At 28.6% G+C, this 11,189-nt stretch carries 11 protein-coding genes; 9 read left to right on the top strand and 2 right to left on the bottom strand.

Features of this window, described 5'->3' with window-relative positions; translation table 11 throughout:
• A partial coding sequence (locus tag ACHZDT_RS04885; protein ID WP_394773524.1) for a hypothetical protein occupies positions 1–2,129 on the top strand: 2,129 nt, incomplete at its 5' end.
• Complete coding sequence (locus ACHZDT_RS04880; RefSeq protein ID WP_394773523.1) at positions 2,126–3,247, top strand: HNH endonuclease; 1,122 nt, start codon at positions 2,126–2,128, stop codon at positions 3,245–3,247. The genes ACHZDT_RS04885 and ACHZDT_RS04880, both read left to right, overlap by 4 nt.
• 73 nt (positions 3,248–3,320) lie before the next feature.
• Here ACHZDT_RS04880 and ACHZDT_RS04875 read toward each other — a convergent pair whose 3' ends face one another.
• Positions 3,321–3,722 (bottom strand): helix-turn-helix domain-containing protein, encoded by a 402-nt coding sequence (locus ACHZDT_RS04875; RefSeq protein WP_394773522.1) that lies wholly within the window; start codon positions 3,720–3,722, stop codon positions 3,321–3,323.
• 287 nt (positions 3,723–4,009) lie between these two features.
• Here ACHZDT_RS04875 and ACHZDT_RS04870 point away from each other — a divergent pair, with 287 nt between their 5' ends.
• The 3 genes from ACHZDT_RS04870 to ACHZDT_RS04860 are packed head-to-tail and all read left to right on the top strand — an operon-like array spanning position 4,010 to position 6,905.
• Positions 4,010–4,948, top strand: coding sequence for a multicopper oxidase domain-containing protein (locus ACHZDT_RS04870; RefSeq protein WP_394773521.1), 939 nt, complete (start codon positions 4,010–4,012; stop codon positions 4,946–4,948).
• 16 nt (positions 4,949–4,964) lie between these two features.
• Positions 4,965–5,393: a hypothetical protein gene (locus tag ACHZDT_RS04865; protein WP_394773520.1), complete on the top strand. Its 429-nt coding sequence runs from the start codon at positions 4,965–4,967 to the stop codon at positions 5,391–5,393.
• A gap of 39 nt (positions 5,394–5,432) precedes the next feature.
• On the top strand, positions 5,433–6,905 hold the full coding sequence (locus ACHZDT_RS04860) for a tyrosinase family protein (RefSeq protein WP_394773519.1): 1,473 nt from the start codon (positions 5,433–5,435) through the stop codon (positions 6,903–6,905).
• Positions 6,906–6,926: 21 nt separating this feature from the next.
• Here the strand turns inward: ACHZDT_RS04860 and ACHZDT_RS04855 are convergent, their stop codons facing one another.
• Positions 6,927–7,082 carry a hypothetical protein gene (locus tag ACHZDT_RS04855; protein ID WP_394773518.1) on the bottom strand — a complete coding sequence of 52 codons (156 nt, stop codon included), beginning with the start codon at positions 7,080–7,082 and terminating at the stop codon, positions 6,927–6,929.
• Positions 7,083–8,078: 996 nt separating this feature from the next.
• Between ACHZDT_RS04855 and ACHZDT_RS04850 the strand changes: the two genes are divergently transcribed.
• The 4 genes from ACHZDT_RS04850 to ACHZDT_RS04835 all read left to right on the top strand — a co-directional run bounded on the left by ACHZDT_RS04850 (position 8,079) and on the right by ACHZDT_RS04835 (position 11,157).
• On the top strand, positions 8,079–8,648 hold the full coding sequence (locus tag ACHZDT_RS04850) for a hypothetical protein (RefSeq protein ID WP_394773517.1): 570 nt from the start codon (positions 8,079–8,081) through the stop codon (positions 8,646–8,648).
• 371 nt (positions 8,649–9,019) lie between these two features.
• The gene (locus ACHZDT_RS04845) at positions 9,020–9,550 is read left to right on the top strand and encodes a hypothetical protein (protein WP_394773516.1); all 531 of its coding nucleotides are present in this window, start codon (positions 9,020–9,022) and stop codon (positions 9,548–9,550) included.
• 187 nt (positions 9,551–9,737) lie between these two features.
• A complete protein-coding gene (locus tag ACHZDT_RS04840; RefSeq protein WP_394773515.1) occupies positions 9,738–10,283 on the top strand; it encodes an exonuclease domain-containing protein in 546 nt (181 codons plus the stop codon).
• Between the two features lie 247 nt (positions 10,284–10,530).
• Positions 10,531–11,157 (top strand): hypothetical protein, encoded by a 627-nt coding sequence (locus ACHZDT_RS04835; RefSeq protein ID WP_394773514.1) that lies wholly within the window; start codon positions 10,531–10,533, stop codon positions 11,155–11,157.
• Positions 11,158–11,189 lie beyond the last annotated feature (32 nt).

Below are 11,189 nucleotides of genomic sequence, written 5' to 3'. Positions count from 1 at the left end.
AACGGATAAGTATTTCTGCTATTGTGGGTAAAAATGGTAGTGGAAAAAGTAGTATTGTTGAATTATTATATGCATTTATCTTTTGTTTATCATTTGATCAAAAATTAGGATTTATAAAAAAAGATGAATTTATAAAAAATCATATTTATGCTAGGTATAAAAAAACAGAAATAAAGAAATTTAAAGATCAGATTGATTATGAGATAGCTCGATTTGAAGACAGTCTTAAAGAGTTGATAGGCATGAAAATTGAATTATTTTATGTTCACAATAAATCAATTATAAAAATTAAAAAAAGTGAAAAAATTTCAATTGTTAAATTTGATTATAATAATTTAAGTAAAAAGTTTGAAAAGAATAAAGCACATAGGAATATACTTGATAGAGAATTTATTTCTGAAAATTTTTTCTACTCCATAATAATAAACTATTCTTTTTATGGATTAAATTCAAATGATTTTGGATTTTGGTTGCAATCTATTTTTCATAAGAATGATGGCTATCAAACACCAATAGTTTTAAATCCTATGCGAACTGAAGGTAATATTAATGTTAATACGGAAACATATTTAACTAAAGCTAGAATATTAAGTAATATTTTACAGCCAATTAATACAAATGAGCCTGAAAAAAGCCTTCGTAATTTAGTAAATAATAAAACTACGGAAGATTTAACTTTAAGTATAAATTTTTCAAAATTTAAAGTTTTAGACAAAAGTGAGTTAGACGCAGTTTCTACTTTTGATTACATTTTAACAATTAATGATAAAGCTATTAATTTAGATTTTTCTAGAAGATTTAGAGATTTAATGTTGAAGAAAATATTGAATGTTTTTTTTTATAGTGATAAAGATATAGTTAATATTGATTATGAAACCTTGTCGGACATAGATAAATTGACTATTGAATATATTTTAAATAAGATATATAATATAACTGAGAAATATATTAATTACAAAGAGTTTAAAAGTGTTTTTAAGAGAGTTCCTAACCAAAACTATGAAAAGACATTAGAAAATTTTTTAATTAAATTGGTAAATGATTCGAGTCATATTGTTTTTAAAGTTAGACAAGCTATTCATTTTTTTTACTATAAATTATATGATGTTAATTATAGGAAGTTATTCGAAAATGGTGCTATTGTTCCAATTGATAAATTATCTGAATCTATACATAAAAAAATTAATTTGTTAATAAGAGAAGATTTTTTGCTTAAGCAAAAAAAATTTAAATCAAAAATTAATCAAAAAAATAGGTCTCTAAAATTTATTTATTCAGAACCTTTTAAATTTGAATTAATATATTTTTTACCACCTTCATTTTTTAATGTGGATATTAATTTTTCAAACAATAATGGCAATTTTAATCAATTAAGTTCGGGAGAAAAACAAAAAGTATATGCCTTTTCTACAATAATTTATCATCTAAGGAATTTAATGTCGGTTCATCCAATTAAAACTAATTTAAAATTAAAAACGAGTAAGGAAGATAAACTGGACACAATAAAATATACTAATTATAATATTATATTTGATGAATTAGAAATGTATTTTCATCCTGAAATGCAACGGACAATCATATTTGATTTATTAGAAAACATATCAAAATTAACTGGAAGTTTTAAATTAAATATAATTTTTATAACACATTCGCCATTTATTTTGTCAGATATTCCTAATAATAATATTTTATTTTTAAATGTTAAGAGTATATCTGAAGGTAATAATGACTTAAAAAAATATGCTTTGCCACAAAAAAATGATCAAAAAACGTTTGCTTCAAATATTCATGAACTATTGACAGATGGTTTCTTTATGGAAAGTACAAAAGGAGCTTTTGCCGTTTTTAAGATTGGAGAAATTCTAAAATTTTGTCAAGAAGTGAAAATTGCAAATGGAGAAGATAAATTAAGTTTAATTGAAAGATATAATAAGGGAAAATTTAATTATTCCAAGATTATTGAAATGATAGGAGAGGATTATATTACTAGAATTTTGAAAAATCATATAGATGAAATTGAAGATATTCTTGGAATAAATAAAAAAATAGAATATGAAAGTTACTTGATGAAAAGAAAAGAAAGTCTAGAATTAGAATTAGAAAGTATTAAAAGAAAATTAAGTAAATGATAAAGATTGAATATCCAGACAAATTTGTTGAAGAGTATTATTATTCAATTGTTACAAAAAACAAGAATGTAAATGAAATAAAACTATCTCAAACTAAAGTTACTAAAATTAACAAAGTATTAAAAAGGATCAAGTTTAAAGGGGGAACTTTGGATTTAGAAAAGCTTATTACTGCTGATTTTGATGAGTTAATAGAGCTTGTAAGATTATTTGAAAATGAGTTTTGTAATGAATTTAAAGATAAGGTCAAAATGAAGAATATTGGTAATGAACAGTATATTGATTATTTATTTGAAAGTAGATTAAATGATAATATATTACCTGTTTTTTTATCTGATAGTAAAATAAAAACTAAAATACTTAATGATATGAAAAATGAATGGAATTCAATTTTGTCAGAATCAAATTCTATTGTTTACGAAGTTGATTCTATCAGAAAAAAAATTTCTAATTTTTTTATGTCGAAAAGCGATATCATAAACTTAAAGACATGTTATTACTGTAATATTGATTTTATAAATTCATTTGTTTCTAAAGGGGAAAATAAAAATCACTTTACTTTAGATCATTTTTTTCCGAAAGAAAAATTCCCTTATCTTTCTATCTCATTATTTAACTTGGTTCCTTGTTGCTCTCCGTGTAATACGAAATTTAAAGGAAAGAAAACATTTAAATTTGATAAAGAATTATTTAGTTTGTCTCCAAGTAGTAAATTTTACCAAGTGGATAACGAATTATTTTTTAATTTATATTTTAATATTTCTGGGCAAAATTTGGAAGAAAAATTAAAAAAAGTTATTTCAAATAATGATTTTGAAATAAAGTTGGAAAATTGTTCTAAAATGATTGGTAATTATAGTTTTATTGATTTTTTTAAATTAGAAGGACGATATGATTTTCATAAAAATGAAGCCTTGAAAATGATTAATAAACGTAAAATTTATTCTGATTCTCAGATAAAGGAACTTTCAGATTTGTTTATACAAAAGGGGATTGCTAAGGATGAAGAAGCAATTAAGAAGGATCTTTTTGGGACTTCAATATTTAATGAGGACGAAAAAAATGAGCCTTTTGCTAAATACAAAAAAGATATAGCAAAACAATTAGGGCTAATATAATTCTCAATAATAACAAAAAAAAATGCGCAATTCTCATTGCGCATTTTATATATAATAAATCTTATCAAGAATATTATTTCCCTTTCATCAATTTTTCCATAAATTCAACCTTTTCTCTTTCAACTTGAACCAAACGTTCGTAAAGTTCAATAACTTTATCAAGAGCATTGAAAGTACAATTACTTGGATGATTATTGAATGATCCATTTCCAGCACTACTATTATCGTAAAAGTTATTAAAATAATTAAAAACTGATTCTTCTGTAAAATTTTCAATTGCTTCTACTGTAACCCCCAATACTTTTGCAATTTGTACAAGTTTTTCGAAATCGACAGTTTCGCTGGTTTCAATACTAGAAACCGTTTGCTGGCTTAAGCCAATAGCTTCTGCAAGTGCTTCTTGTTTCATTCCGCGAAGCTCTCTAATTCGGCTTATATTTCTGCCAATGTGTTTTGGTTTTGTTGCTGTGCTCATAATTCAAAGATATTTAAATTATTTTAAAAAATACTGATTGATAAAAAACAAGATTTATTTGGTAAAATAATTTACACGTTGTTTTGTTAAGCATCAAATATACGTCTTTTCTTACTTAATTAATTGTTTTAATTTTTGTTTTTATTGTAAACTTTGGATAAATCTATTATTCTTAAATAGAGATTTTTACTACAAAATCAGGTATTTATACGCTATTTTTAACCTGTAAATAACTCTAATTTTGAATTATCAAACAATTGATAATCAATATTTATTTGAGTTTAGAAATGAAAAAATGGAATAAAATATTACTTGGGTTTTTGTTTTTATTCATTATTACATTTTCGTTTTCTCAAAATGAAAAATTAATTATTGGCAGAACAACAGGAAAGTTATCCATCAGGAAAAATTTGGAAATAAGAACATTTGGTTTCACCAATTCACTTTCGGCACAAGTAACATTTCCGGGATCAGATATTCAGGTTAAGCAAGGTGATAGCCTGAATATTGACTTCTGGAATATTTCGCAAGGAAATCCTGTTTCATTGTTTTGTAAAGAAATCGAATTCCGGCAACGCAATAAAGATAACGAAGTAATGAAAACCAAAGAAGCCATTCATCATATGGAACATGGTTTTTATTCGTTTCAGGCAAAAAAAGCAGGAACCTATCTTTATTATAGTCCTGAAAATTACCCGTTTAATCTTCAGGCAGGAATGTTTGGATTAATAATTATTCGCCCAAAACAAACTGATGCTGCGCCTAAATCTTTGGCTGAGGTTTTATGGTGCAGCAACGAAATTGATACTAAATGGCACACAAATGCTATTATGGGAACAGAATATGATGCCGAAAATAAACCGCTGATTCTTCCTGATTACAAGCCTGATTACTTTTTGATTAATGGCAAAACAACAATCAATATCAAAGGTTTACAATCTCTGGATAATAAAAAAGAAGCGGTTTTTCTCCGTTTGGTAAATTCGGGATTATACGTTCATGAAATACAGTTTCCGCCTGAAACTAAACTTGAGTTAATTTCAGGAAATGAAACTTCTATAAAAGTACTATCTCAAGGAAATAAAGTTCGGCTAAATTCCGGCGAATGCCTGGAAATACTTGCTTTTTTAGAAAATACAAACGATAAGGATTCTATTGTATATCATTTTATAAATCCTGTTTCAAACAAAATAATTTATCAAGCCAATATTCCGGTTTTCTATTAAAATTAAACAAACAATTATGAAAAAAATATTACTCACTTTTATTGTTCTTCTTTCGTTTTCGTACTCTTTTGCGCAAAGCAAACCCACATTTTCTATAGTAGGAAACGCCAAAAATAAGGAAAGTTTATTAAAAAATAAACGACTCGATATTTCTAAAATCAAAGTCGAAAACATTTCAAATAAACCTATTTATCTCGTTTGGGAAACCGTTTCAAACACGTTTCCTAAAGAGTGGGATTGTTCGATGTGCCAGCACGGAGCGTGCCAGATTGGGATTCCAAAAGGTTCGGTTTTTAATAAGCTAAATGCTGATCAGCAAGGATTTATCGCCATTCATGTAATTCCCGAAAACAAAATAGGAAACGGCATTGTAAAGTTTAAAATCTATGATAAAGCAAACCCGGATTATGCTAAAATTTTAACCTTTGAAGTCGATGTGCTTTAAGGAAATAACCAATTTTATATTCACCCAAAAACAAACAAAATGAAAAAAATTACTAATCTGTTTATTATTTTGATTTCGCTCTATTCCTTTGCTCAGGATAATCCCAATGCGAAATATACGCGGTATAATGTTAATACACCGCAAGGTCAGGCAAATCTTGAAGCCATGAATGTTGCTTTTAAAAAAATGCGCGATATGGGTTGTGAGAACGGTCTTGGCTGGTATTATCAGGGAGCCATGCATAATATTCCGGATTTAATTAACGGTCCCAATGAACTTTGTGCCAAGTATCAAACCAGCAAGGATAAACTTTGGGCGTGGGGCGATTGTACGCACAAGAAAAACTCTGACGCTGCATCTTTAAATTTTCTTTTATGGCACAGAATGTACATTTGGTATTTAGAAAAAATTGTTAGAGAGTTATCAGGGAAACAAGATTTTGCAATTCCGTATTGGAATTATGGAAGCAAGGAAGAAGCTGATAATGTTATGGCAAAAGGAGCTAGGGATAAATCCGGTTCTCTATATGTAGCGGCAAGATATAGCGTTCTTAACGATGGAAAACCCATTCCTGCTGAACGTGTTAACGACATCCAATTAGCACTTGGTGAGTTAAAAACAAATCCGTCGTTTGCAGGATCGGCTGGATTTAGTAAAAATCTTGAAATTGCGCCTCACGGTTTTATGCACGATTTAATAGGAGGAGAATATGCAGAACCGACTGAAAGCTACTATAATAATATCTATCAATTAAAGGATTATTCTGGCTTAATGGCAAATGTTCCTTCGGCTGGATTTGATCCTATTTTTTGGGTACATCACAGCATGATTGACCGTATCTGGGAATCCTGGGATGTTTCGGCTTACGGTCAGCGTCCAACATTAGAGGAACTAAAAGCGAATCCGTGGACATATGAATTTATAACGCCAAATGGTGAACATAAAACCTATACAATGGAAGAGGTTTATAAAATTGTTTTCAATTTAGATTATAAATATGATAATTTACTTTACGGATCTAAAACTCCGGTTTTGGCGGCTAACGAAGTGAAAACCAAAAATGAAATTTCATTTCAGGATTCAAAAGAAAAAGTTATCTGGGAACAAAAAGTAGGTAAAACTCTTAGCGCAACTCCTTTTGCCCATAAAGTTACAAGTACATTAGCAAAAAGTACCAATAAAGTTTTTACTGCCGAAGTAAACTCTAAAATAGTATTAAATCTGGATGTTGTGGTTTACAAAGAACCAAAGGATTTTTATACAGTTTACCTTCGTTATCCCGGAAAACCGGATCAATATGTAGGCGCAATGACTTTCTTTGGAGTTGCTCATGATCACGGAATCGACGTAAAACACGAAGTTGCCGAGGATGGAATTAAACTGAGTTTCTCTTACTATATTTCAGATGATTTAGTGAAGTCAGATAAGGATTTTGAAATCATAATCAAGAAGACCGGAAGCGGCGATGCTAAAGTTACACTGGAAAAAATTAGTGTTGCAAAAATAAATTAATCCAGAAAAGATTGTTTTGTTTTAAATAAAATCGCCCTCAATACGTTCGGTTTTAAAAGGAACAGCACGGTAAAAATGTGCTTTTGCTAAAATCATAACCCAATAATTCCATTTATATAAATTCGAAGTCAGATTAACCATTATGCGAAAATCAATATCATTTTTGATAGAAAGCATCGTTTAAGTAAAACGTTTCATTCGATTTTAACAAACTCATTTAATTATAATATTTCATAATTAATTTTTTACAAATGTTAAAATATTCGAGAAAACAATTATATTTGCTTTACAAATGGAAATGAAAAACATACATATCAACCTGTCCGCAAAAGAATATAGCGATCGTTTAGTGGTATTTATACCTGCTAAATGATATGGATGTGATATGTATTTAAAGAATTGAAATGTAAATTGTAATTACAAACTCAACATAAATATATAAAAGCGTCCTCAATAGGGCGCTTTTTTTGTTTAACAAAGTTTTACAAGAACTTTCTTCAAACTTCGGAATCGCAAAATGTGAGAAAAAAGATAAAAAAAATAAACCATGACTAAAATAATTAAAAAATTAATAACCAAATGTTTAATGATTAAATCCAATATCGAAATATAATCTTGAAAAGTACTCTGGTGAATAACAGTTATTTGATAAAATCAAGAATCTGCATTATAATGCGGACAGGAATTTCTATGACTTATTTTTAAATTTAACTAATTGATTATCAGTAAAATAAGTTAAAAAATGATTTGGATAATTGATTTTTTTGACTTTATATTTGCATAAGAAAATCTGTCAAACGGATTTACACAACAACAATGATTTCAATATATAATATAATACACAAAATGGATTTTAATAAAAATATATATAACGTAGAATTGCTAAACTCGGGTTTTGAACTGGGATGTTTAACAATACAGGTGCATGAATACAGGCAATAGGATAGTTATATCATATTGAATCTCATGAAGCACCTTTAATCGGGTGCTTTTTTTTTGTCTGGAAGAAAGGTGCAGAGGTTCAAAGGGACAAAGGAGCAAAGATTTTTTAATCCTTTAATCTGTGGCAAAAAAACTTTGCGGTTTTGCTAGAAATTGATAAAAAAACAAATAACAGAAAAATTAAGCTTAGTGCTTTTGTGACTTGGCGGCAAATTTTAAAAAAATATAAAAATGAAAAAGATAAGTACATTATTTGCTAAAAACCCAAACAATTTAGCAACAGTAATAAACAAGATAAATGCTGAAAATGCATGGGTAATAAATGGCGAAGCAATCGCGACAAGAAAGTTTGACGGTACAGCTGTTGCAATTATTGATGGCGAGTTGTTTAAAAGATTTGATGCTAAAAAAGGAAGATCAATTCCGGAAAACGCCATTCCGTGTCAGGAAGCCGATACAATAACCGGACATCAACCGCATTGGGTAAAATGTGATCGTTCAAAATCATCGGATAAATTTTTCTTTGAAGGTTTTGATCGTTTAAAAGCAAAAACAGACGGAACATATGAATTATGCGGACCTAAAGTACAGGGAAATCCTGAGAAATTAGAAAGGCACTTTTTAATTAGACACGGTAGCGAAGTGCTTGAATTTGTAAGTTTTGACTTTAGCGATTTAGAAAAGTTTTTATCCCAAAATGATATTGAGGGAATTGTATTTCATCATATTTCAGATAACCGAATGTGTAAGTTAAGGAAATCAGACTTTGGAATTAAACGACTGGAATTAGAAGTTGTATAAATAGATGAAACATTTTGTATTGCGCAAAATAACTGCGCAGTGTCATTTGAACATTTGAATGTAGTACTTCAATTGAAGGAAACATTCGTGAAGTAAAAAAAGAGAAATCATTAGCAGTAAATGTGGATGATTTAATTAAAAAATAAAATTTAAGAATGAATCAAAAAATATTTTTTATGTCAGGCCAATATGTTGGTCCTATAAATATAATAAGGTTTAGTGAGTGTCTGTTTGCATTAGTAGAAAAAACAGATGTGGAGCTCATTAAACGATGGAATGAAAAGGTAAATTCAAGGGATATAGTATGTAAACGATTCCCTGAAATACTTCTCTTTCCTGAGATTCCCAAGAATTTCTAAAAAAGAAATATCATGCGTAACAATACACTAAAAGAATATAAAAAAGCGATCCAAAATAAATATGAGATAGAGAAAGAACAAGAATACTTTGATTATTTGTATAGTCCGTCTCGTGGAAAACTACGTGATTTCTGTTGGTTAATTTTCGAAAATAACCCAACTCAGGATGACCTTAATGTTTTTAGAAATTTATTTTCTATAGATTTTGATCATACAAAAAAGAATAAGTTTAAGGAACAAAAAGATAAGTTCCGACCTATTGAAACCTTCTTTAAAGGCGAAACAGATCCATTGAATATCGATGCCATAAATTTGGCTGCGATTATGGTAGATTTTCAACCGCGTCCTTTTAAAAAGTTTAATGAAAAGTATAGAATTGAAGAAGCAAAACAGTTTGAAAATTCTGATAAGCCTAAACCAATTATTGCAATAGAAAAAGATATCATAGAAACACAGCGTTTTGTGAAAAATAATAATGGAGCGTCAATAAGACATCCTAAAAAAGAAAATCTTTTCCTGAAATTTTGCAGCTACCTTTTCTAGGGAAACAGGTTAAAAAACAGGATCGATTGAAATTCCTGAACTGAAAGCTCTATATAGTAGAGAAATTTAAAATTAATATAAAACCTGGGGAGTTTTATTAAATACATAGAAACTTAAAGGCTTGTTATAATACACGCTAAAACAAATTCTATGTGTTGATATCAACAACCCAATAATAAAAACAAAAATGAAAACTACAGATAAAATTATTATTATCGATTTAGAAGCCACATGTTGGCAAAGTACAATTCCTGAAGGTCAGGAAAATGAAATTATTGAAATTGGTTTAGCCGTTTTAAATGCACAAACCGGAGAAATTACTCAAAATCAAGGCATATTAATAAAGCCCCAACGATCGAGTGTAAGTCCGTTTTGTACAGAATTAACAACGATTACTCAGGATTTACTGGATAAAAACGGAATCTCTTTTGAGAAAGCTATTGAAAAATTGGTCGATGAATATCAACCTGATTTATATACTTGGGTAAGTTACGGTCAATATGATATCAATATGATTAAAAAACAATGTAAATCATTTGGGATTCAGTATCCAATGGGAGATCAGCATATCAATGTTAAAACATTAGTAGCAGAGAAACTAAATTTACAAAAACCAACCGGAATGAACGGTGCTTTGCATTTGCTGAATATTCCGCTGGAAGGAACGCATCACCGCGGAATTGACGATGCAAAGAACATTGCCAAAATTTTGAATTGGTGTTTAAACAACTAGAATTATCTTGTTGCAAAGCATTATTATTGAGGTGATAGCTACAGGAGGAAACTGCAATATTTTTTATTTGCAGTTTCTTTTTTATGTAGAATTAAGTTTATAAAGGGCTCTCTAAATAAAAATAATATTTTAGCAAAGTTCATATTTAATGATATATTTGTTAATATACAATTTTAAATAAAAAGTTTTGTTCACGCCTTTCGTAAAAGAAAATAATTAAGATTAAACAGGTTACAATTTTACCATCATGAGCACTACGAAAACCCCATTTTTAGATACTATTTTTCATCTCAGAACCATTGAGCAGATTATTTTATACGATAAACTAATAACTATTGCCAAAGAGGAAGAAAGTGAAACTGTTTCGTTTCTTGAATCTGAATATGAAAGGGAAATTTTAGAATATCCAAATATTGCTCCGGACTTTAATCCAAATGCTGCTTTGTGGGCATCGAAAACAGTTTATCTGGCAGCGCAGCTTTCACTATGCAGGGAACATAAAATTAGCGATCTTGCTGTTATTTTGCCTGATTATAATAGTGAAATTAGTGCATCGGCATTACTTTCTGCTGATATTTGTCTTCGTTTTTTACCACAAATTATTATGGAAATGAAACGAATAGATCCCGATGATTTGGTTATTGTAATTCTGGAAAAATATTTATTTAAGTTTCATTATTCGGCAATAGGATTTGATGTTGATTTAGAGCAAATAAATTTTGAGATTCTTTATTCAAATGATTGTTTGAAACAACTTTATATCGACCGAATCGTTGAAAGAAAAGCAATAAAATTTACTGAATCTAATTTCATAAAAGAACAACTGCAAATAGGATTTGGTGATTATAAAAAAATATTTTGGGCAGAACTATAAATATAAAAACGAATAAATAAATAGAAGTAAAA

This window comes from Flavobacterium sp., assembly GCF_043722275.1.
Taxonomy (GTDB): Bacteria; Bacteroidota; Bacteroidia; order Flavobacteriales; family Flavobacteriaceae; genus Flavobacterium.
Note: the sequence above shows the minus strand (reverse complement) of the source record. Positions and strands in the feature narration are given on the sequence as shown.